Source organism: Tenacibaculum sp. (assembly GCF_048269885.1).
Lineage (GTDB): Bacteria > Bacteroidota > Bacteroidia > Flavobacteriales > Flavobacteriaceae > Polaribacter.
Genome location: NZ_JBLWTZ010000035.1, coordinates 1 through 19,853, shown reverse-complemented (window position 1 = coordinate 19,853; position 19,853 = coordinate 1). Strand labels below are relative to the sequence as shown.

General features: G+C 31.5%; 29 protein-coding genes. 22 read left to right on the top strand and 7 right to left on the bottom strand.

Annotated elements, in window-relative coordinates; all coding sequences use genetic code 11:
* Positions 1-242: 242 nt before the first annotated feature.
* The 14 genes from ACN0WY_RS16715 to ACN0WY_RS16650 all read left to right on the top strand — a co-directional run bounded on the left by ACN0WY_RS16715 (position 243) and on the right by ACN0WY_RS16650 (position 7,242).
* Positions 243-449, top strand: coding sequence for a helix-turn-helix transcriptional regulator (locus ACN0WY_RS16715; protein ID WP_233783279.1), 207 nt, complete (start codon positions 243-245; stop codon positions 447-449).
* A complete protein-coding gene (locus ACN0WY_RS16710) occupies positions 446-694 on the top strand; it encodes a hypothetical protein (protein ID WP_417801104.1) in 249 nt (82 codons plus the stop codon). Before ACN0WY_RS16715 ends, ACN0WY_RS16710 begins: the two co-directional genes overlap by 4 nt.
* Positions 695-864: 170 nt before the next feature.
* Positions 865-1,413 carry a hypothetical protein gene (locus ACN0WY_RS16705; protein ID WP_417801103.1) on the top strand — a complete coding sequence of 183 codons (549 nt, stop codon included), beginning with the start codon at positions 865-867 and terminating at the stop codon, positions 1,411-1,413.
* A gap of 12 nt (positions 1,414-1,425) precedes the next feature.
* Positions 1,426-1,626 carry a hypothetical protein gene (locus ACN0WY_RS16700; RefSeq protein ID WP_417801102.1) on the top strand — a complete coding sequence of 67 codons (201 nt, stop codon included), beginning with the start codon at positions 1,426-1,428 and terminating at the stop codon, positions 1,624-1,626.
* A gap of 9 nt (positions 1,627-1,635) precedes the next feature.
* The gene (locus ACN0WY_RS16695; protein ID WP_417801101.1) at positions 1,636-1,845 is read left to right on the top strand and encodes a hypothetical protein; all 210 of its coding nucleotides are present in this window, start codon (positions 1,636-1,638) and stop codon (positions 1,843-1,845) included.
* A 340-nt stretch (positions 1,846-2,185) separates the two neighbouring features.
* On the top strand, positions 2,186-2,479 hold the full coding sequence (locus tag ACN0WY_RS16690; protein ID WP_417801100.1) for a hypothetical protein: 294 nt from the start codon (positions 2,186-2,188) through the stop codon (positions 2,477-2,479).
* Positions 2,480-2,615: 136 nt separating this feature from the next.
* Entirely contained in the window at positions 2,616-3,779 is a 1,164-nt protein-coding gene (locus ACN0WY_RS16685; protein WP_417801099.1) for a hypothetical protein, read from the top strand.
* A gap of 96 nt (positions 3,780-3,875) precedes the next feature.
* Entirely contained in the window at positions 3,876-4,649 is a 774-nt protein-coding gene (locus ACN0WY_RS16680) for a hypothetical protein (RefSeq protein ID WP_417801098.1), read from the top strand.
* On the top strand, positions 4,649-5,419 hold the full coding sequence (locus ACN0WY_RS16675; protein ID WP_417801097.1) for a hypothetical protein: 771 nt from the start codon (positions 4,649-4,651) through the stop codon (positions 5,417-5,419). Before ACN0WY_RS16680 ends, ACN0WY_RS16675 begins: the two co-directional genes overlap by 1 nt.
* Before the next feature lie 9 nt (positions 5,420-5,428).
* Positions 5,429-5,587 carry a hypothetical protein gene (locus ACN0WY_RS16670; RefSeq protein WP_417801096.1) on the top strand — a complete coding sequence of 53 codons (159 nt, stop codon included), beginning with the start codon at positions 5,429-5,431 and terminating at the stop codon, positions 5,585-5,587.
* The gene (locus tag ACN0WY_RS16665; RefSeq protein WP_417801095.1) at positions 5,587-5,940 is read left to right on the top strand and encodes a hypothetical protein; all 354 of its coding nucleotides are present in this window, start codon (positions 5,587-5,589) and stop codon (positions 5,938-5,940) included. Before ACN0WY_RS16670 ends, ACN0WY_RS16665 begins: the two co-directional genes overlap by 1 nt.
* 5 nt (positions 5,941-5,945) lie before the next feature.
* Positions 5,946-6,149, top strand: coding sequence for a hypothetical protein (locus tag ACN0WY_RS16660; protein WP_417801094.1), 204 nt, complete (start codon positions 5,946-5,948; stop codon positions 6,147-6,149).
* A 2-nt stretch (positions 6,150-6,151) separates the two neighbouring features.
* A complete protein-coding gene (locus tag ACN0WY_RS16655; RefSeq protein WP_417801093.1) occupies positions 6,152-6,793 on the top strand; it encodes a D-Ala-D-Ala carboxypeptidase family metallohydrolase in 642 nt (213 codons plus the stop codon).
* On the top strand, positions 6,793-7,242 hold the full coding sequence (locus ACN0WY_RS16650; protein WP_417801092.1) for a hypothetical protein: 450 nt from the start codon (positions 6,793-6,795) through the stop codon (positions 7,240-7,242). The genes ACN0WY_RS16655 and ACN0WY_RS16650 overlap by 1 nt, the downstream gene beginning before the upstream one ends.
* Here ACN0WY_RS16650 and ACN0WY_RS16645 read toward each other — a convergent pair.
* Positions 7,232-7,654 carry a hypothetical protein gene (locus ACN0WY_RS16645; protein WP_417801091.1) on the bottom strand — a complete coding sequence of 141 codons (423 nt, stop codon included), beginning with the start codon at positions 7,652-7,654 and terminating at the stop codon, positions 7,232-7,234. The two genes, ACN0WY_RS16650 and ACN0WY_RS16645, sit on opposite strands and share 11 nt — an antisense overlap.
* Positions 7,655-7,698: 44 nt before the next feature.
* On the opposite strand from ACN0WY_RS16645, the gene ACN0WY_RS16640 reads away from it, so the two are divergent.
* Genes ACN0WY_RS16640 through ACN0WY_RS16630 form a run of 3 tightly spaced genes read left to right on the top strand, consistent with a single transcriptional unit; the run spans position 7,699 to position 8,419 of the window.
* Positions 7,699-7,878 carry a hypothetical protein gene (locus tag ACN0WY_RS16640; protein ID WP_417801090.1) on the top strand — a complete coding sequence of 60 codons (180 nt, stop codon included), beginning with the start codon at positions 7,699-7,701 and terminating at the stop codon, positions 7,876-7,878.
* A complete protein-coding gene (locus ACN0WY_RS16635) occupies positions 7,878-8,060 on the top strand; it encodes a hypothetical protein (RefSeq protein WP_417801089.1) in 183 nt (60 codons plus the stop codon). The genes ACN0WY_RS16640 and ACN0WY_RS16635 overlap by 1 nt, the downstream gene beginning before the upstream one ends.
* Positions 8,057-8,419 carry a hypothetical protein gene (locus ACN0WY_RS16630; RefSeq protein WP_417801088.1) on the top strand — a complete coding sequence of 121 codons (363 nt, stop codon included), beginning with the start codon at positions 8,057-8,059 and terminating at the stop codon, positions 8,417-8,419. The genes ACN0WY_RS16635 and ACN0WY_RS16630 overlap by 4 nt, the downstream gene beginning before the upstream one ends.
* Positions 8,420-8,551: 132 nt before the next feature.
* On the opposite strand, the gene ACN0WY_RS16625 is transcribed toward ACN0WY_RS16630, so the two are convergent.
* A complete protein-coding gene (locus ACN0WY_RS16625; protein WP_417801087.1) occupies positions 8,552-8,794 on the bottom strand; it encodes a hypothetical protein in 243 nt (80 codons plus the stop codon).
* A 590-nt stretch (positions 8,795-9,384) separates the two neighbouring features.
* Here ACN0WY_RS16625 and ACN0WY_RS16620 point away from each other — a divergent pair.
* The 5 genes from ACN0WY_RS16620 (at position 9,385) to ACN0WY_RS16600 (ending at position 14,028) form a co-directional block, all read left to right on the top strand.
* Positions 9,385-10,368 (top strand): hypothetical protein, encoded by a 984-nt coding sequence (locus ACN0WY_RS16620; RefSeq protein WP_417801086.1) that lies wholly within the window; start codon positions 9,385-9,387, stop codon positions 10,366-10,368.
* A 62-nt stretch (positions 10,369-10,430) separates the two neighbouring features.
* Positions 10,431-10,826, top strand: a complete 396-nt coding sequence (locus ACN0WY_RS16615) for a DUF6438 domain-containing protein (RefSeq protein ID WP_417801085.1) — start codon at positions 10,431-10,433, stop codon at positions 10,824-10,826.
* 266 nt (positions 10,827-11,092) lie between these two features.
* A complete protein-coding gene (locus tag ACN0WY_RS16610; RefSeq protein WP_417801084.1) occupies positions 11,093-12,295 on the top strand; it encodes a multidrug effflux MFS transporter in 1,203 nt (400 codons plus the stop codon).
* Positions 12,288-12,995, top strand: coding sequence for a pseudouridine synthase (locus ACN0WY_RS16605; RefSeq protein WP_417801083.1), 708 nt, complete (start codon positions 12,288-12,290; stop codon positions 12,993-12,995). Before ACN0WY_RS16610 ends, ACN0WY_RS16605 begins: the two co-directional genes overlap by 8 nt.
* A 175-nt stretch (positions 12,996-13,170) precedes the next feature.
* Positions 13,171-14,028, top strand: coding sequence for a metalloprotease (locus ACN0WY_RS16600; protein ID WP_330486746.1), 858 nt, complete (start codon positions 13,171-13,173; stop codon positions 14,026-14,028).
* 107 nt (positions 14,029-14,135) lie between these two features.
* On the opposite strand, the gene ACN0WY_RS16595 is transcribed toward ACN0WY_RS16600, so the two are convergent.
* From ACN0WY_RS16595 to glmM, 5 genes are all read right to left on the bottom strand, one after another.
* Positions 14,136-14,615, bottom strand: a complete 480-nt coding sequence (locus tag ACN0WY_RS16595) for an Lrp/AsnC family transcriptional regulator (RefSeq protein ID WP_047788824.1) — start codon at positions 14,613-14,615, stop codon at positions 14,136-14,138.
* 83 nt (positions 14,616-14,698) lie between these two features.
* Entirely contained in the window at positions 14,699-15,754 is a 1,056-nt protein-coding gene (locus ACN0WY_RS16590; protein ID WP_330486747.1) for a M14 family zinc carboxypeptidase, read from the bottom strand.
* Between the two features lie 7 nt (positions 15,755-15,761).
* Positions 15,762-17,228 carry an aminotransferase class V-fold PLP-dependent enzyme gene (locus tag ACN0WY_RS16585; RefSeq protein ID WP_330486748.1) on the bottom strand — a complete coding sequence of 489 codons (1,467 nt, stop codon included), beginning with the start codon at positions 17,226-17,228 and terminating at the stop codon, positions 15,762-15,764.
* Between the two features lie 102 nt (positions 17,229-17,330).
* Entirely contained in the window at positions 17,331-18,149 is an 819-nt protein-coding gene (locus tag ACN0WY_RS16580) for a hypothetical protein (RefSeq protein ID WP_330486955.1), read from the bottom strand.
* A gap of 31 nt (positions 18,150-18,180) precedes the next feature.
* Complete coding sequence (gene glmM / locus ACN0WY_RS16575; RefSeq protein WP_417801082.1) at positions 18,181-19,575, bottom strand: phosphoglucosamine mutase; 1,395 nt, start codon at positions 19,573-19,575, stop codon at positions 18,181-18,183.
* Positions 19,576-19,853: the final 278 nt, after the last annotated feature.

Here is a 19,853-nt window from a genome sequence, read left to right as displayed (position 1 = left end):
TAATGTTTAGAAATTTTCATACGTAACCAAATAAAATAAAACCAATACTTTATTTGAAATAAAGTTATTAACAATAAAAATTTAATTAAAAAATATATTTATCTAACTACAACTTACATAAAGTTAATTCAAACTTATAAATTAAATCTTAAAAATACAAGTTTAGATTACTAAAATTTAATTTTAACTTATGTTTTAATAAGTACGTATTATATATTTAAGGTGGAATACATCAAATAATTATGGCAATAGAAAGGATAAATAGAATCAAAGAAGTTTTAGTAATTCAAGGAAAATCACAAGTATGGCTTGCGGAAGAATTGGGGAAAAGTACGACGTCTGTAACTGCATTTTGTAATAATAAATCACAACCACATTTAAAGGATTTAAAAAGAATTGCAGAAATCCTAGATGTGGATATTAGAGAGTTATTAGTTTCTACAAAATGATTGCTTTAGAGTTTCTAAAATCAGAATTAAAAAGCCATAGTATAGAATTAACTCCCAAAACCGATGGGAGGGAAGAGGTTGATTTTTTAATAGGAACCCATTACATATACTTACAACCACTAGATTTAGATACCACACAACGCAGTATTAAAATTGCAAAACAAGATTTTAAAATATCAAGCAAATTCATTGAAGAATTAGAAAAGTATGCTTTAAAGAATATGGCTGTTAAACTTAAAGTTTAGTTTTATAATAGTCTGTTAAATATACTATGTCTATTTTATAGTACTTGTATAGATTTCGAAACAAAAAGTTTACAATTTGCATGAAATCGTTAGTTCTTATATTTTCCTTTTTTCTTTATCTAAATTAGATGTTTAAGATTAGAGAACAATATTGAATGAAAAAGTTATTATTGCCAGTTTACAAGAAGACAAATGAACCTAAAGCTTCACATCCTTATTATATTTTATTTGACATAGGTCAACGTTTAGAATTTAAGTCTAAACGAAAAGCTCAAGATTATATAAGAAAAATTAGTTCATATACAACGGATTCTATCAGGGTTATAAATACAATTCAGAAAGAATTATACAGCGTATATCTTGAGCAGTATTTTAAAATGTCTCCTTATGACTGTAATAAAGCCCGTCGTTCAATGAATGATTATTTAGAAGATTTAGGGCGTTTCCATGGTTACCAAAGTAGGGGAGACGCTTGTATTAAATTCATTAGTGTTTATTCATTACTCAATCAAACTGAAGATAGTTGTAAGTTGTTACGTATTGCAATGAAACGTTTAAAAGACTATAATACAGTAAGTCGTTTAAATGGTTATTTACAAATGTTAACAAGCATTTACGAAAACTTATCAAGGCTTAAAAAAGGCGATTTATCTACAGTATATAAAGAAAGTTCTTTAACAGTAATTCATAAGAAAGAGGCTACTGTGACAATGACGTAAAATTTAAATTTTATGTCATATTTAAACCAAGTACCAGACGCAGTTCCAGTACATCTATTAACAGAGGGCGACAAGTTCGCTAGAACATCTTATGGAGCACCACGCCCAGAAATTTTAAATTTAGTATGTATTTGTGATGAAGTATGCGAAGCGGAAACATCAGACGGACGTATTAAAACTTTTAACAAACGTACATTAGTACACAAACTATAACAGTATTATATGAAGTATTTAGAAAACTTTATAGTGCTGTTTTTTCATTTTGTACACGCACTTATTTACTCTCCTGTATTATTAGGAATTGGCGCTTTCTTCTTATTTAAAAGAATTACAATATTTCATGTGGTTTACTTCATCACATTTTTACTTCTAGTTTTTATCATAGCCCTTGCTATTGATATTCATTACTTCACTAACTATTTAACCTTTTAAGCTATGATATCTATAATTAGTCAATTGGAGTTCCAAATATCTTCATTAGAGTTTCTTGTAAATAGCTTTTTTAAGCAGAGGCATGACAGGCCTAATCTAGTGATGTTTATATACTCAGGTATAAAGGATTTAAGAGCATATAGAGAAGAATTAAATAACTATTTAAAATTTTAGCTTATGTGGTATACAATGTTACTTATAGAGTCCGAGATTAGAGTAGTTGAAAAAAGATTGAATAATGCTTTTAAACGTCGTCATTTAGTTAAAACTCCTATCATCTCTATTTATAGTATAATTAGTGATTTGAAAGATTTGCGTAACTCCTTAGAATTGTTAAAAGATGCCTGCAAAAGATAAAATCACTTGGGAAAACAGGCGTATGTTTATTACCGATAGTGTAAACAAGGTCTTAGCGGAAAAAGGGTCTAAACTTCGCGTAACTTTAGAGGAACTAGAAAAAGGTTTGTTTAAGCATCATCCGTTGTTCGTTGATGTTAAAAAAACTGTTTGTGAGCATTACGCATTTTGCTCTTACAGGAGCTTTTGGAATCAATTGAGACCATGGCAAGGTAAAGAGTATCAAACTCTCTTATTTGAGCCTAAAACAAGTCAATTGCAATTATTTAATAACTAACCGTTAAACCGTGCCTTAAAAAAGCCGTTTTAACGGCTTTTCTTATTGGCTTGGCTAAACATAACGGTAAAATCGAAAATTCGAAGCAACCCTACGCGGTTGTTGAGAATTTTAATATTACCAACCCCTTTTTTAAATGAACGCTCCAGCGACCTTTATTGTAAAAAATAACGGACTGACACAATTCTATGACGTCAGTTACTTGTCATTTTCTAGAAATGGCGATACTTCTAGTTTAAAACAAAATGCAAAAACGCCTTATTCAGAAGCTATAAAGAAACTCACAAAACAAAATAGTTTGAATGTAGTTGATAAAATTGAATTTAAACACCAATTACATCAAATGATAATGGCTAAAAAAGGCAAGCAAATAAAGGATTTAGGTACACTTTCAGAAAGTCAAGTGAAAAAGTGTCGTAAAGCTATTGAATGTATGATGTCAACTGTTATTTTTTCGAGAGATAAAAAGGTAGATTATAAAACACAGCAATATCTGGCTTTTGTAACATTAACACTACCTGCTAAGCAATTTCATTCAGATAAAGAACTTAGAAAAGCTCAAACTAGGTATATTGAAAATTTACAAAAAACATACAATGTCAAGCATTATGTATGGAGGGCAGAAGCTCAAAAAAACGGTAATATTCATTTTCATTTAATTATAGATAGGTGGATTGATTGGACGGTTCATCGAAAATTATGGAATAAACAGCTTGATAAACTCGGATATATAGATAAATACCAAGATTTTCATGGAGATAGAAACCCCAACACTGTTGATGTTCACAGTTTAAAGAAAGATAAAAAGGGTCGAAAGATAAGAAATGCAGGTAAGTATTTAGTTAAGTACATGACTAAACGTCAGTTTGGTAAACGTGCTATAATAGGCAAAATTTGGGGGTGTGCAAACGCAACTAAAAAACTTGATTACCCTAGATATGCAGAGGGCGAAACCTACTTTTACAAAATTATTGAATTGATTAATAAATACGATTTTAAAAAAGTTGTATGTGATGAGTTTTTTGCTCATTGGGTTGGAAAATCTTTTGATGTGATTAGTAAGCATACACGTAATTTATGGAGAGATATAAAAGAATGGTTTCAATTAAGAAATGGAAACATACAACCTCGTACAGTTATGCAAAAAGAGTACGATAGGTTAACTAGGCAATATACTTACTCAACCGAACAAAAAGAGGTTATAATATCTTCAAAGCAAAAAAACCAAAAAACTTCAATTGAAAAGCAACTTTCTATGTCTTTTCTTCAAAATTCAACAGGAGGATTTGTACGCCTGTAAAAGAAACTAAACCGCAAAGAAATAGTTTCCACGAAAAAAACTGTTATCGAAACACTTTTGTACAGAATTTAATTATAAACTTAATTTTTCGTACAAATGAGAAAAACAGAAATTAACGGTGCAACGCAAAAGACTTTAGTCATTGAAAAAACTGACGACCCAGAGTTATTAGTTTTAGAAAATGTATCAACTAGTGCTAGGTTGAAAACAGAACTTATTAGACAAGAAGGAGGAAGCGACCAACGTTTATTTAACACAATGAACGTCTTGTTGATTTTGGAAGCTCAAAACAAAATCCAAGCTTTTTTAAACGGAGGTACTCCAAAACAGTTTCAGCTGAAAACTGTACCAAATGATGACGCAGGAACATCTACTGTAATTGATACCGCTGCTATTGATTTGGCTTACGGAGGAGAAATCATGCTAAACCAAAATGATACTATTACTAATTATTTAACTAACTTAGGTAAAGTTACTACTAGTTCTATCTTCACTTTTGGAAGTAAGAGGGTTAGCCCTTTTCCTTATATCATGAAGGAGCAAACCTACAAGGCTACTGAAATCCAAAAAGAAATCAATTTATTAGAGACAGACTTCTTAGTTTTTGATAAAGATAGCTTACCGACTGAAATTGATATGAGAATCAATGGTCAAAAGATAAAAAGAACTGCCGAAGCTCTTTTAATAGATCAGAAAGATTTTTTCAATTTCGTAGGTACTGATGAAAACGATAAGTTGATATACGGTACTGCAAAGGCTGTTGTTCTAGACGTAAGAGAAGCTCAAAATGTCTATTTAGAGGACAATTCAGAACCTCGTACAGATATCAAATACTATTCAGTTAAAGTTCCATTTAATAAAGTTAAGTAATGATTAGTTATAGTTTAAATACAGCCCCTATTGCATACAATGGGGGTAGTATATTACCTACTTCATATCAAACTCCTACGAGTACCGAGGGTGCTTTCTATCAGACTTTAAACAATACTTTGAGTATGATAGACCCTACAGGAGTGGTAAGTACGGTAACAAATTTATTGGGTATTGGTCCGGATAGTTGGGCGAGTGTAGAAAGTCGTTTTAGAACTTATTTTGAAGCTATAAAACAAGAAGTTGACAGGCGTTTAAATTCGGCTAATAGTTTAGCTGATTTAACGGATGCTGATAGATTTTTGTCAGTTGCTACTGCTATTTATGCAGATACAAGCTATTGGGATTCAGAAAATAGTATCAAAGGTCATGCGTTGGTTGGTAGTTTGTTAAAAGAGTTACAGGACGGTATAAGACAACAACTTTCAAAAAGTTATCAGTTAACCCCTAAAAGTGATACAAGTTATCCGGGTGTCTATAAAGACCCTAAACAGAATTTTATTTATGGCAATAAGGGTGCTATTACTTATATGGTTTATACCAATAAATCTGAAACAAGAGACCCTGCTCAAACTATTGATGTAAATGGTAACCCTATACAAAATGTAGGTACTACACCAGATGTTAAAATACCAACCGATTCCCCTTATTTTGAAGATAAACCAAAGGAAAACGAATCTTCGTTTAACTGGTTGTATGTCATTATCCCAGCTGTTGCATTTGGTTTGTGGAAGTTAGGGGAGTGGGCTTATAAAAAACTTAAAAAATAAATTCAGATCATGGAAAAAGCAAAAACTTGGTTGAATAACGCATGGACTAAAACAAAGGAGTTCATGACAAAAGAATACTATGGTATTCCAGTATGGGGCTATGCTACGGGGCTTATAGTTATCGTTGTTGTAGCTGTTTTATTAATTCCTAAAAAACGTTATAAGTAATGGCACGTAAAAAGACAGAATATACGGCAAAGAGTGGTGCGAAGTTACACCAAAGGTTTGGTAGTAAAGAGGGCTTATTTATGACCGTTTGGAAAGTTGAAAATGGCAAGATGTGGAAAGGTAAAATATTTCGTTCTGACAAGCAAAGTAAAGAAGCGCCAACCGTTTCTAGAACAGGAAAGGAATGGTGTAGCGTAACTGTAGTATTAGATGCTCCTTTTGAAAAAACAATAGTTTTAAATGCTCTTATGAATACTCAAAACCACAAGGTTTATATCAAAGAGTGGAACTATATGGCTAATCCATCAGCATCTAATGGTGGTTATTTTGGTAAACATATTTCTAAAGATTAATAGCTATGTTCAAAAAGATATTTTCAGTAGGTAAGGGTTTGCTTACCATAGGGAAAAAAGTTGATACAGCTATTGACTATGCAGAAAAAGGGTATAAAAATGTATTGTTGTTTAAAAGTGCAATTAAGCATTTAAAAGCCTTTAGAGCTGATTGGAAAGAGATAATGGGGGAGGAAAACTCCCCTAATGTTGAACAAAAAACTGAATAGCTATGTCACAATTTTATAACCCGTATAGGGAAAAATACGGTAAACATGTAGTAAAGCATAATATACAAGCTCCTGCTCCCTCTACATTGTATTTAGATGATAAGGTTTTATCAGCAAATTTAAAGTTAGGAGAAATTAGAAAGGCTAGTTTTATTTTACCAGATGAAGTAAATCTATTTACTTATATCCCCTTAGATACTAGAGTTGTTCAAGCTTTTCAAATTTTGAGGGACGCATTAGGTAAGCCTATTAATGTAAATAGTTCCTTTAGAAGTGTACGTTACGAGAAAAAAAAAGGACGTTCAGGAGATGGTCAGCACACTTGGGCTACTGCTCTAGATTTGAGTGGTAGTGGTTTAGTTGAACTTTTACAAGAAGCTTTAAGAACCAAAAACAAATTGTATCAACGCTTGCGTGCAGTTGGTGTGAATGGTTTTGGAATATACGTTGAAAAGGATTTTATCCATATTGATGTAAGAGACGCTAAACCTGATGGTGGTTATGCATATTGGGAGGGTAGTGAAGATAATGAGTTAAAAAAAAAAGGAAGCTCTATCAATATAATCCTGAAACCGATATTAACTTTAGTAAGCTTTGTTATGATTGCCGTAGGTATTTTCAAGAAAGTTAAAAAGCGTAAGTAATGAAAGGGTTGGCTAAATTTATAAAAGATAATGCACTTCTAGTAATAGGGGTGCTTATCTTAGTATCTTCTTTGCTGAATCGTGTTTTTTTTTCTTTGAAAGATTCTCTTTCTGACGGTGTAATTTTTAAGTCTTTTGATAAAAGTAAAAGTACTTTATCAGATGTTCAAGCGTCAGCTATTGCTGAGCGTCTTTATACTTCAATGTCAAATTGGGGTACTGATGAAACGGCAATTTTTGATATTTTTCGAACTTTAACTAAGTATGATTTTGCTAAGGTCTATGAAGCTTTTGGAGAAAGGGCTTACGATAACATATTAGGTATAACAGGCGATTTTACGGATTATAATATAGACTTGTTTGGTTGGTTAAATCATGAGTTAACTAAATCAGAATATCAGAAATTAAGAGAGTTAAATCCCTCGATATTTGGAAGTGTTATTGTGTAGTTTCTGTCTTTACTAAAGATATTGAAAGTCTGTCTACGTTCTTTATTTTCTTGGTTGTATATTCTGATTTTCTTATTTTTTTATTTGGTTTGATATACTCGTAAATATTAATTATCTCAGTTCCTATAAGAACATCAGTTTTTGAGTAATAGTAAACTTTATATTTTAAGTTTTTGTATGTGCTGTATTTAGACATGTTTTTTATTTTGAAGTATATTTCATAACCACTATGAAAAAATCTTTTTCTGTACGATATGTCTTGTTCTAAGTAGTAATGAGGTCTTTTTTCTTCATCAGTTAGTCTGCTATAAATCATATCAGCTTTATAGTTTCTTTCTGAATTTATATCGTAAATGTATAACCCAGCTAATAATAATAGTACAACTCCTAGTTTCTTTAGTATGCCTTTCATAACAATAAATTTTAAAAATTAACTCCTCAAATATATTAAAAAGAATGAAAACAGGACTTTTAACTATAGTTCCATTTTTAACTGGTGGTACTTTTAGCGTTGAAGATTCTAATCCTATATATATACTTATAACGTTGATTTTAACGGCTTTTATAGAGTATATAAAGTGGCGTAGAGCAAAGAAAAAAGAATGTGATAACGATTGTAAAAAAGATAAAGAATAGTGATAATTAGTGTGTTCATTTGGGTATTGGTAGTCTTTGTAGTGTTTGTTTTGATAGTTACTTTATCCCTTTATGTTGTAATAAAAATTAACAAATGTAAACACTTAAAAGAGTCTAGAAACTCGTTATTAAGTGGTGACTGCCAAACCTATGAACAACTACAAAAACGATTACAAAAATGAAAAAAAAGATATTATTAAATGGTATGGAGTTCATGGCTCAACCAGTGTGTTTTTTAATTCCAGAATCTAAGGCACCGACAGATGATTTCGTCAAGGATTTGCTCAATGAAAATGAATTTTTATATGGTAAATTCAAGGCTTATAGGGGTTCGAATGATACACCTGATAGTGTACCATGTTACATACATTTAAAGGATGAAACAATACAATATTTTCCTATAGATGTATCTTTTAACTATCTCTTAGATGGTTTTCAGGGTCTGTATGCAGATTATTATTTTGAGGGTCTGCGTTTAACCTTATTAAGTGAATGGGTAGATATTTATAATAACTCGGGAGGTGTAGATATAGAGCTTTAAATCAGCGTTTAAAATAAAATCACTATCTTTGATTTATGTTAATATAACCTATGTACAGTTTTTTAATAGCCGGGGGGCTAATTGCTGTGCATGAAAAAGTAAGAGCATCCTAAAAAGGATGCTCTTTTCTTTTTAATAGTCATTCGTGTAATATAAATACATCACTATTTCTTTTGTGTTGGTACTGACAGAAAAATGATATAACATTTTGTGTTTTTCAATTATTGGATTTATTATTTTCAATAAAGGTGAATTAAATAATTCACATCTTAATTCTATGTTTTTTTCAATGGTATCTACAAGTATTTTTACATTCCTACCGTAGTTGTAGCATTTAGTTTTGATTTCTATAGTTGGTATTACTAGGTTTTTCATAATGTTTGTTTTTGTGGGCTTCTCCCTGTTAAAAAAAAAAAATATTTTTTCGTTTTAAATCAAAGAACAAACTGAACGCTAAGGTGTTCGGGGAATGGCACAAATTTTTTTGGGAGGTTGCTCCAGCGGAAACCCCAAAAAATTTTTGACATTTTTCGAATGCCTTTATATTTGTGCGTTCTCTGGTATAAAATGATAAAATATAGCGCTCCTGAATAACTAACTTTTTACGATACAAATAATTTTCATTATGTTTGTAACATTATTAACCACGGTCATTGACATTTTAGCCCCTTAAATTATTAGATAAAATCAGGGGATTCTATAAGTAGTAAACGCGTCATGTATTTTGATTAGCGTTTATTTTTTGTACTATAATTAATATTATGTTAAATAGAGTATTTTAAACCTGAAAAAGTAAAACAAATTTCACTTCTCACTCATACCTTATCACTACTAAGTTTTGATAGTATTATATGATAGCATTCAACTTCTTTAGAAAGATATTTTGGTAGGGTAATTTTTAATATTTCTGTTTAACTAATATATCCGCGGAAAAAAAAATGATCAATTATTAAAAAATTAAAAATATGAGAAATATCAAAAGAATCGTTGTTACTGCTTTGATTATTGTATCAATTTTTGCGGTAAATCTGTCGTGTAGTAACGACGAAGAAGTTGTATTCCATCCTACCGAAGCATCAGATGAAACTCCTGATTCAGATGAAGCTACTGATACAGGTAGCGAGGGTGAAATTACTTTATACAAAGTAACGGGAGATGAAATTAGTAAAATTCAGGATTATAAAGTAACGGGTAAAGACTTAGAATATCAAAAAGATATTACCAAACATCAAGAAATTTGGGACTTAGTTAAAAAAATTGTTCCTGTAGAGCAACTAAAAAAAATGAGTGAATTTTTAATTTACAACGGCGAAGTTACCGGAAGTGCTGGTTTTGTTATTGAAATTAAAAGAGATTTGTCTGATTGGAAAATGGGAATTGCCATTAACTACGCTTATGAAGGAGGTTTTAATGCTGGAGGTGAATTAGCTTATACTATTATTCATGAATTTGGACATGTACTAACTTTAAATAATACCCAATTAGATGCAGCGGTAACTCAAGAAAATTGTAAAAACTACTTCCCTGGTGAAGGATGTGCTTTTGAAAAATCGTATATCAACGAGTTATACTCTATGTATTGGAATGACGTTTGGGGTGAGTATCAAGAAGCCAAGGAAGATGAAGCCAGTCAAGAAAAATTCTACGAAAAGTATCAAGAGCGATACGTAACTCAATATGCTTCTACCAACCCAGGAGAAGATATTGCAGAAGTTTTTGCCACTTTTACAACATTAAAAGAAAAACCTGAGGGAAAAACTATAGCAGCGCAAAAAGTACTGTTAATGTACCACAGAGAGGAGCTAGTTAGTTTTAGAAATCATATAAGAAAAAACCTAGCTCTTAGAAAAAAAGGAAGTCCGGCTACCTTTGAACTACCAAAACCTGGAGCATGGAAACAAGCCAACTCTTTTGGAAATCCACAGAAAACAAAATGCAAAAGGCATTAAGTTTAACAACTCAGTACTCTTAAAATGTTCTTTATTTTTAAGAGTACTGTTATTAAAATAAAATGATGAGATTTATTTTTTTACTACTGTTGGCTGTTATGTTGGTAACATGTTCAAGCTCAAAAAACATCAAAAAAGAAAATGCTTTTTTATACTACGGAAAAACTCAATGCTTAGGTAAATGCCCCGTTTTTGATATGTACTTATTTAAAGATGGTAAAATTTTATACCAAGGATTTAAAAATGTTTCTAAATTAGGAGTACATCTATATACTATAAAAATTGAAGATGTTGAAAAAATTAAAAAGGAATTAAAAAAAATTGATTTTACTACAAAAGAAAGATTAACTAGAGACCTTCCTAATACAACCCTTATGTTTCAAGGGAAAAGGCTAACTATTCAACAAAAAGACAAAGTTCAAAAACTAATATTTTTATTAGAAAACATAAAAATTTAAAAAAAAATTAACAAAAAAAGTAGGGTTATTTTAAATATAACTGTTCTATACACTGTAAGATGTATATAGTATACGACGCTGTTTATAGAATAAAAGAGAGCCCCTTCACTTTTTACATTTTTTTGTTTCACTACAATTTTATTCTTAACAGCGTCTTTTTATTAGACTTATAAGTTATGATATTGTTTGTTTAAGGCTGTTATATAAACAGCCTTTTTTATTTTATTCCATACTTCTAACTAAAATAAAGGCAGTATTTTTGCCCAATGCAAAAAAACAATCAATCAAAATTAGAGTTCATTGCTTTAATGGCCTCTCTAATGTCGTTAGTTGCTTTATCTATAGATGCATTACTTCCCGCTTTAGAACAAATAGGTATTAGTATTCGTGTTCAACAAGAATCACATGACAGTCAATTATTAGTCACCATGATTTTTTTAGGTTTGGGCTTTGGTCAGTTAATTTCTGGTCCTATTTCCGATAGTTTAGGCAGAAAACCAGTTATTTACGGCGGTTTTATACTTTTTGTAATCGCTAGTTTTATTTGTGTTAGCGCTACTAGTTTAGAAATGATGGTTTTAGGTAGGATCTTACAAGGTGTTGGACTTTCTGCTCCAAGAACTATAAGCATTGCGATGGTTCGTGATAGCTTTAGTGGTAACTATATGGCTAAAATTATGTCGTTTATTGTCGTGATTTTCATTTTAGTTCCGGTAGTCGCTCCAGCAATAGGTAAATTAATGTTAGATGCTTACGGTTGGAGATCGATATTTTACAGTCAATTAATATTTGGTATAATCGTTATGTTTTGGCTGTGGAAGCGTCAACCTGAAACACTTCGAGAAGAAAATAGAATTAAGTTTGCTTTTCGTTTATTTTTAGACGGTTCAAAAGAATTTATAAAACACAAACAAGCTGTTATTTTTACATTAATATCTGGTTTTATTACAGGATCATTTATGGTGTATTTAAGTGCTTCGCAACAAATTTTTCAAGAACAGTATTTATTGGTGGACGAATTTCCTTACATATTTGCTGGTTTGTCTATTTCTGTTGGCTTTGCTACTTTTTTAAATGGCTCGTTTGTTATGAAGTTTGGGATGCATAAAATCGTGTCGTTCTTTCTAATAATTTTTTCAATAGTTCCTATTATTTATGTAACGCTATTTTATCAAAAAGAAAATCCAAGTATTGCTATACTACTAATATTCTTTGCCTTGCAATTTTTTTCAATTGGTTTTTTATTTGGAAACCTCAGAGCTTTGGCTATGCAACCTGTAGGACATATAGCAGGGATTGGAGCTGCAATTAACGGATTCGTATCTACCATTATGGCAGTGCCAATTGCTACGTTTATAGGTACTTATATCAAAACCACTACTCTACCCCTTTTTATAGGTTTTTTTATATGTGGTATCGTATCTTTGGTCTTATTAAATTTTACTAAGCTAACGCCAATAAATGAATAGTATAATGAAGTTAGATGTTATTTACGAAGATGAATATGTGCTTTGTGTATCAAAACCTAATAATGTAGTTGTACACCATGCGCATCATTCTAGAAATGTTGCTGAAGAAGCTTCCTTATTACAAATAATTCAGCAGCAATTCCATCAAAAAATGTATCCAATTCATCGTCTTGATAGAAAAACATCTGGAATTATACTGCTTGCAAAAGAAACTAGTTTTGTCGCCAAGTTTCAAGAGCTATTTACCAATAATGAGATACAAAAAACGTATTATGGAGTTGTAAGAGGTCATGCTCCTGAAGCTAAGATTATAGATTCTCCTGTAAAAGGAAGAGATGCCAATGTGCATAGAGATGCAGAAACGCATGTAAACACAATAAATACGGTTACAGTAGATATTCCTGTAAAGCCCTATGATACATCTAGGTATAGTTTGGTAAAATTAGCTCCTAAAACAGGAAGGTTACATCAGTTGCGAATTCACATGAACAAAATTAGCCACCCATTAATTGGAGATCCCAAATATGGAGATAAAAATCACAATACAATGTTCGTTGCTAATTTTAATTGTGAAAACCTTTTTTTACATGCGTATTCTCTGGAGTTTACTCACCCCTATTCAGCTAAAAAAATGTTAATGATAGCAGATTTCCCCAAAGATTGGAGAATTATTTTTGAAAAGTTTGGTTGGAGTTTATAAAAAGAATATACATATAACCTCTTTATTATCAATTGATTAGTTTAAGGTAAAACAATTAACAATATAATACAGTTCATTTTTATTTAAGTGAAGGGCAATATTTTTATCATTTTAACGCTTAGGTTATTGATTGTTTAATGAATTAACTTTTTATTATGATTTAAATCAAAGAAAAATGAAAAATTTAAAACCCTTCATATTAGCAGCAGCAGCCGTATTAATGGTTAGCTGTAGTGATAACGACACAAACCCTGTTGAAAATCAAAATGCTAAATTATTTGACACCCATTCTCATGAAGTTTGTAGTTATATAGATAGCTACTGGGGTCAAAACGCCTACATTGGTTCAACTATTGTAAATCAATCTGAAACAAATTTCTTAAATAACCAGAATGTTAAAATCGCAGATGTTTTTAACATCAATACCATACCTTTATACTTTGCAAAAGGTTCAGGAACTGCCAATGCTATTTCGTACGGTAGTGGTTATATTATTTATGGTGAAGAGCTTTATAACATGGCATTAAGCCAAGGAGGAAGAATTTCTTGTGCGATGGTTCAAGCTCATGAGGTAGGACACCAATTACAATATCAAAACAACTTACCTTCGAGAAGAGAAAGCACTGCAAGAGCAACAGAATTAGAAGCAGATGGTTTTGCGGGATATTATATTAAAAAACCGAATGGATACAATGCTACTTGGACACAAGCGGCTCCAGCCTATAATTTTGCAGCTTCTATTGGTGATTACAACACAACTAGTTCTGGACATCACGGTACTCCGGCTCAACGTCGTTCAGCTTTCCGTTTAGGATACTTATTAGGAGATTATAATTTATCTGTAAGTAGTTTTGATTATAATTTCTTTTACTACTACGATAATTATGTATTGCCAGGAGCATTACGTCAAGATTTACAAAAACCAGACGATATTGATGCGGGCTTACATGAGTATATCTTATCTAAAATGGAAGAGTTAAGAAAAATTAACTCGGGAGAAATTTCTAAAGAAGAATTTGAAAATTTAAAATAAACTAACCAAAAACTAATATCTTAGAAAAAGTTAACTCATTAAACCATCAAATAAAAAGGGCTGCATATTTTATGCAGCCCTTTTTTATTCTTTTATAAAAATAGTTTTTAAATATCTTTAAAAATAGCGTGCATTAAACGTTTTTTATCATTGATGCTTTCTTCAAGGGCAATCATTGTTTCCGTTCTATTCACCCCATGAATATCATCTATTCTATAAATAATGTCTTTTGCATCATTCGTATTTTTAGCACGAACCTTACAGAAAATATTATATTTTCCTGCAGTTACGTATGCTACAGTTACGTTTGGGATTAAACGCAAGTTATCGAGCACATGTTGCGTCATTGATGTTTTTTCTAAAAAAATTCCAACATGAGCAATAAACGAATATCCCATTTTTTCATAATTCAAGGTTAAGGTAGATCCTTGAATTATTCCTTCGTCTTCCATTTTCTTTACACGTACATGTATTGTTCCAGCCGATACTAATAGCTTTTTGGCTATGTCTGTAAATGGCGTACGAGCATTCTCAATTAAAATGTCTAAAATTTGATGATCAATTTCATCTAGTATGAACTTCTTCATTTTTTTTGTTTTCTTCAAGTAATATTGCTAAAATATAGTTTTTTTCTAAAAAAAATAAGTTTTATTTGAAAGAAAAAGAATTTTTAACTAATTTTTATGAATTCTTTATGGGCTAAATACATAGATAAGTCCCCTTCTTTTTCCTTTGTTAAAACGAGTGCAAATTTATCATTTTCTACACTTTCTACATACTGATAAGCAACATCTTTTTCATTATTTTTTGATCGATAAATCACGTCGTAGAAGTTCTTGATATTGTTAGGAATAGCTAAATATTTTTCAAACTCTTTAAAGTTTTCTGTCTGCGAAATGTGGTGTATTCCCTGTAATAGCGCGTAAAAATTAAATTTCCTAACCTCTTCCCTGTCGTAATCATTCGCAAAATGCCCCGCTTCAATTAATATGGTATTATGTCCTAATTTTTGAAAATTATCCCCAGTGGCTGTAGGATAAAATTCGTCTGTATAACGCCCTACGTGATTGGGTATAATTTCTTGTAGTAAATCGTTCATAACAACAATTACATTCATCGTTTCTTTTCGCCCTTCAGTAATTGTTCTTTTTTCCTCTTCTGAGGGGGCTAAAAAAGAAATTGTTGCGGGATTTTTGGTTCCTTCAACACCAAAAATGGTTCTTTGATCATGAAGGTTGAAACAAAATTCAGGGTTTACTTCTTCTAAAATACTGCGTAAAAGCTTACTTTCTCTAGCTTTTAACGCAACGGCATCTCTATTTAAATCTATATTGTTAGCATTGACACGGGTATAGGCTTGTGCTCCGTCTGGATTTAACATGGGAACTATGGTAATACTACAATTATTTAAAATAGATTTCGTTATTTCATGGTTGGCATAACGCTGAATGAAATTTAAAAAATCAAATACTGCTTTGGTTCCTGTGCTTTCATTTCCATGCATTTGGCTCCAAACAAGAATTTTCTTTTTACCGTTTCCTAGTTTTACTTGGTAAATGGCTCTTCCTTCTTCAGATTCTCCAATAATTTTTGTTTGAATTGCCGAGTTTTGTAAGCCTAAATACAAAGGTTCTATATCGGTTAATGTAATCCATCTTCCAGATATAGAATCTTCTTTAATTTTAGAATAATGGTCTTCTAAAAAAGAACTATTTATATGTGTCATATCGTAATTAAAACGAAAACCAATCGGTTACCAGTTGTTTTTCAATTGGTTCAATAGTTTTATGTACATAATCATTTTTTGCAATGTCGTACGTATAGTCTTTAGACCATTCTTCTATATTATCTGCTAACGCTTGTAACGATTTACAAATAAATTGTACTTCTTCATTTGTAATTGTAGGATGTACCGATAAACGTACCCAACCTGGTTTTTCAGTATTGCAACCTTCTAAAATTTGTCCCTTAATTTCATTTGATCTTATTTGATCTACATTTAATAAGAAATGGCCATAAGTTCCTGCACATGAACACCCGCCTCTAGTTTGAATTCCAAAGCGATCGTTTAATAATTTTACGACAAGATTGAAATGGTATTTTTCAAAGTAGAAAGAAAAAATACTCAACCGATCTTTATGAGCTGGAGCTAATATTTTAACGCCTTCTAAATTCTCTAAACAGTGAAAGATAATTGGATTGATTTCATCTTCACGTTCCTTTATTTTATCGGTCCCCATTTGGTCTTTTACCTGAATACATAAAGCTATTTTAATCGTTTGTAAAAAAGCGGGAGTACCTCCATCTTCTCGTGTTTCTACATCGTCAAAATAATCATGCTGTCCCCAAGGATTCGTATAACTAACGGTTCCACCTCCAGGGTTGTCAGGAACCATATTTTTATACAATTTTTTATTAAAAATCAAGACTCCAGAACTTCCTGGTCCTCCTAAAAATTTATGTGGTGAAAAGAAAATAGCATCTAAATACTCATCTTCTTTTTCTGGATGCATATCAATATCAACATAAGGCGCAGAACAGGCAAAATCAACAAAACACAAACCGCCATATCTATGAATTAAAGAGGCTACTTTATGGTAGTCAGTCTTTATTCCCGTTACGTTCGATCCTGCTACTATAGAGGCAATTTTAATAGGTCTGTCTAAGTACTTTTTTATTGTTTCTTCAAACTTATCTATGCACACTAATCCTTCGTCATTACAAGGAACAACTTCAACATCTGCTATTGTTTCAATCCAAGAGGTTTGGTTTGAGTGATGCTCCATATGGCTTACAAAGACAATTGGTCTTTTTTCATCAGGAACTTGCGTGTTTTCCTTTAAATTTTCAGTTACTTTTAATCCTAAAATACGCTGAAATTTATTAACAACCCCTGTCATACCAGAGCCTTCCGTAATTAACACATCATTAGAAGATGCATTTACGTGACGTTTTATGATATTTCGTGCTTCGTGATATGCTAAAGTCATAGCAGCTCCTGAAGTTGAAGTTTCTGTATGTGTATTGGCTACAAAGGGACCAAACTTATTTAAAAGTCGTTCTTCTATAGGTTGGTATAATCTTCCACTTGCAGTCCAATCTGTATAAATCATTTTCTTTTCGCCATAAGGTGTTTGAAAAGTTTGATTTATACCTACAATATTTTTTCTAAACGTATCAAAATACTGTTCTAAATCCATAGTTGAAATTTCTAGTTGTTTGTTATGTTGCGTAAAATTAGCAGTATACTACTAGTTAGCCTAAAATAGTTATAATATTAACGTATTTATAACACTTTGTTATTAAAGCCTAAATTTACCTCCTATTAAAATGGTGTTCTCAAAAAAGTAAAAACTTTGTGAGGCAGAGTCTATTGAACTTTTAGTCGTTCTAACATCTGGCATATAAATATATCCACCTTTTAAATCTGCTTGTACAAAAAAGTGTTTTAAGAATGTAATATTTAAACCACCGCCAATAGAAGCTCCGTATCCTGATAAATGAAAATCGTCGTGGCGTTCCATACCTAATAAGGTTGTATTAGTTCTAGGATACAAAATACCTAACCCCACTCCTTCTGTTAAATTGATTTGTAAGTTTTCTAAATTTAATCCAAACCAATGGCTTACATCGTCAAAACGCTTTACTTCCATATTTAGATAGTTCAATCCATCAGTATGCTCAAAACGTAAAAAATCACCTGCTAAATTAATGGTTTCATTAGTATATGTTCCATCGTATTTCGCATTTCCTATATTGATGTTTCCATTGATTTTCACATCTTGATTCGCTATCATTACATATTTCATATGGTCTACCCCAATAGAAACAGTATAGTTTTCCTTAAAGAAATATCCTATTCGATAGTTCGTTTGCGGAATAGTTACTCTCCCCGGATTGAAATAATCATTAAAAGAAAACTTTGTTTGTCTGTCTTGTGCTTTTACATTTTGTAATGTAAAGTCGTAATTTGCTCCTTTAAAACGAATATCTGAATTAGAATAACTAGCCCAATTCCATCCCCAATAAACGAAGAACTTTCCTTTGTTAGTTACTTTTTTCTTTTGAACGATTTCTTCGTTTTTCTCCTGTGCTATTATCGATGCTGAAGCAATCAGCATTAATAAACTTACTATTTTTAATTTCAAAGAACTATTGTATTATTTGTTGTATTTCAGTGATAAATCTTTTAGCTAAAGCATCTGCATTGTCTTGACTAGTGCTTTCAGTATAAATTCTGATGATTGGCTCAGTATTCGATTTACGCAAGTGTACCCATTCCTCAGCAAAATCAATTTTTACACCATCAATGGTATTTACCTGTTCATTTTTGTAGTTGGTAGCCATGGTTTCTAAAATCGTATCAACATCAATTTGTGGTGTTAATTGGATTTTATTTTTACTCATAAAGTAGCCTGGGTATGAATCTCTTAATTCTTTACAAGACATTTTTTTGTGTGCTAAATGTGATAAGAACAGTGCCACACCTACTAACGAATCACGTCCATAGTGAGATTCTGGATAGATAATTCCTCCATTACCTTCTCCTCCAATTACTGTATTGGTATCTTTCATCATTTGAACAACGTTCACCTCTCCTACTGCACTTGCAGTATAAGTTCCTCCGTGCTTTTCAGTAACATCACGTAAGGCTCTTGAAGATGACAGGTTAGAAACAGTGTTACCACCTCCTAATTGACCTAAAACATAATCTGCACAAGCTACTAAAGTGTATTCTTCTCCAAACATAGAACCGTCTTCAGATATTAGCGCTAAACGATCTACATCAGGATCAACTACAATACCTAAATCCGCACTTTCTTTCACTACTAATTCAGAAATATCGGTTAAGTGTTCTTTTAAAGGTTCGGGATTGTGTGGAAAATGTCCGTTTGGTTCACAATATAATTCTACACACTTTACGTCCAATGCTTCTAATAAAGCAGGAATAGCAATTCCTCCAGTAGAGTTTACTCCATCTACTACTACTTTAAAATTAGCTTTTTTAATGGCCTCAGCATCAACTAAGTCTAGTTTTAAAACTTCTTTAATATGCTTTTTTATATAATCTTTCTTTTTCTTGTACGTTCCTAAATCATCAACTTCAGCAAACTGTATAGTCGCATCGTTTTCAGCAATTTTTAAGATTTCAGCTCCATCTTCACCATTTAAAAACTCTCCTTTTTCATTTAAGAGTTTTAAAGCATTCCATTGCTTTGGGTTGTGCGATGCGGTTAAAATAATACCTCCCTCGGCTTTTTCAAGAGGAACAGCTACTTCAACAGTTGGTGTGGTTGATAAGCCTAAATCGATTACATCTATTCCTAAACCAACTAAAGTGTTAGCTACCAAGTTACTAATCATTTTACCCGATATACGAGCATCTCTACCAATTACAATGGTAATTTTTTCTTTTTCGGAGTTTTTCTTTTTTATAAAAGTTCCATATGCTGCTGCAAATTTTACAGCATCTATTGGAGTTAAATTATCACCTGTATTTCCGCCTATGGTACCTCTAATACCTGATATCGATTTAATAAGTGTCATATTCATTTTTTATTGATGCGCAAATATAAAGCTATTTAAGAAAGTATCCTTTATAAAGGAAGAGCTTTAACTGTAACATTTGTTACATAAGGAACTAAAAAAACCGCTAAGCTTTACAAGCTTAACGGTTTATAATTTTTAAGAAATTGTAAGGATTATTTTCCTTCCATTTTCTTCTTTAACTCAGCTAATCCACCGATATCTCCTAAAGTAGTTTTTTCTACTTCTTGAGCTTTAGCAGCAGCAGCTTTGATGTTCTTTTGTTCTTCTTCTCTAAA

Excerpts from the sequence above, each read along its gene's own strand:
- ACN0WY_RS16650 (WP_417801092.1), top strand. The coding sequence starts at position 6,793 with ATGAAAGGGTTGGCTAAATTTATAAAAGATAATGCACTTCTAGTAATA.
- ACN0WY_RS16700 (WP_417801102.1), top strand. The coding sequence starts at position 1,426 with ATGTCATATTTAAACCAAGTACCAGACGCAGTTCCAGTACATCTATTA.
- ACN0WY_RS16605 (WP_417801083.1), top strand. The coding sequence starts at position 12,288 with ATGAATAGTATAATGAAGTTAGATGTTATTTACGAAGATGAATATGTG.
- ACN0WY_RS16620 (WP_417801086.1), top strand. The coding sequence starts at position 9,385 with ATGAGAAATATCAAAAGAATCGTTGTTACTGCTTTGATTATTGTATCA.
- ACN0WY_RS16675 (WP_417801097.1), top strand. The coding sequence starts at position 4,649 with ATGATTAGTTATAGTTTAAATACAGCCCCTATTGCATACAATGGGGGT.
- ACN0WY_RS16580 (WP_330486955.1), bottom strand. The coding sequence starts at position 18,149 with ATGCTGATTGCTTCAGCATCGATAATAGCACAGGAGAAAAACGAAGAA.
- ACN0WY_RS16590 (WP_330486747.1), bottom strand. The coding sequence starts at position 15,754 with ATGACACATATAAATAGTTCTTTTTTAGAAGACCATTATTCTAAAATT.
- ACN0WY_RS16715 (WP_233783279.1), top strand. The coding sequence starts at position 243 with ATGGCAATAGAAAGGATAAATAGAATCAAAGAAGTTTTAGTAATTCAA.
- ACN0WY_RS16665 (WP_417801095.1), top strand. The coding sequence starts at position 5,587 with ATGGCACGTAAAAAGACAGAATATACGGCAAAGAGTGGTGCGAAGTTA.
- ACN0WY_RS16615 (WP_417801085.1), top strand. The coding sequence starts at position 10,431 with ATGATGAGATTTATTTTTTTACTACTGTTGGCTGTTATGTTGGTAACA.
- ACN0WY_RS16655 (WP_417801093.1), top strand. The coding sequence starts at position 6,152 with ATGTCACAATTTTATAACCCGTATAGGGAAAAATACGGTAAACATGTA.
- glmM (WP_417801082.1), bottom strand. The coding sequence starts at position 19,575 with ATGACACTTATTAAATCGATATCAGGTATTAGAGGTACCATAGGCGGA.
- ACN0WY_RS16610 (WP_417801084.1), top strand. The coding sequence starts at position 11,093 with ATGCAAAAAAACAATCAATCAAAATTAGAGTTCATTGCTTTAATGGCC.
- ACN0WY_RS16585 (WP_330486748.1), bottom strand. The coding sequence starts at position 17,228 with ATGGATTTAGAACAGTATTTTGATACGTTTAGAAAAAATATTGTAGGT.
- ACN0WY_RS16670 (WP_417801096.1), top strand. The coding sequence starts at position 5,429 with ATGGAAAAAGCAAAAACTTGGTTGAATAACGCATGGACTAAAACAAAG.
- ACN0WY_RS16630 (WP_417801088.1), top strand. The coding sequence starts at position 8,057 with ATGAAAAAAAAGATATTATTAAATGGTATGGAGTTCATGGCTCAACCA.
- ACN0WY_RS16695 (WP_417801101.1), top strand. The coding sequence starts at position 1,636 with ATGAAGTATTTAGAAAACTTTATAGTGCTGTTTTTTCATTTTGTACAC.
- ACN0WY_RS16685 (WP_417801099.1), top strand. The coding sequence starts at position 2,616 with ATGAACGCTCCAGCGACCTTTATTGTAAAAAATAACGGACTGACACAA.
- ACN0WY_RS16660 (WP_417801094.1), top strand. The coding sequence starts at position 5,946 with ATGTTCAAAAAGATATTTTCAGTAGGTAAGGGTTTGCTTACCATAGGG.
- ACN0WY_RS16690 (WP_417801100.1), top strand. The coding sequence starts at position 2,186 with ATGCCTGCAAAAGATAAAATCACTTGGGAAAACAGGCGTATGTTTATT.
- ACN0WY_RS16600 (WP_330486746.1), top strand. The coding sequence starts at position 13,171 with ATGAAAAATTTAAAACCCTTCATATTAGCAGCAGCAGCCGTATTAATG.
- ACN0WY_RS16640 (WP_417801090.1), top strand. The coding sequence starts at position 7,699 with ATGAAAACAGGACTTTTAACTATAGTTCCATTTTTAACTGGTGGTACT.
- ACN0WY_RS16595 (WP_047788824.1), bottom strand. The coding sequence starts at position 14,615 with ATGAAGAAGTTCATACTAGATGAAATTGATCATCAAATTTTAGACATT.
- ACN0WY_RS16645 (WP_417801091.1), bottom strand. The coding sequence starts at position 7,654 with ATGAAAGGCATACTAAAGAAACTAGGAGTTGTACTATTATTATTAGCT.
- ACN0WY_RS16710 (WP_417801104.1), top strand. The coding sequence starts at position 446 with ATGATTGCTTTAGAGTTTCTAAAATCAGAATTAAAAAGCCATAGTATA.
- ACN0WY_RS16625 (WP_417801087.1), bottom strand. The coding sequence starts at position 8,794 with ATGAAAAACCTAGTAATACCAACTATAGAAATCAAAACTAAATGCTAC.
- ACN0WY_RS16680 (WP_417801098.1), top strand. The coding sequence starts at position 3,876 with ATGAGAAAAACAGAAATTAACGGTGCAACGCAAAAGACTTTAGTCATT.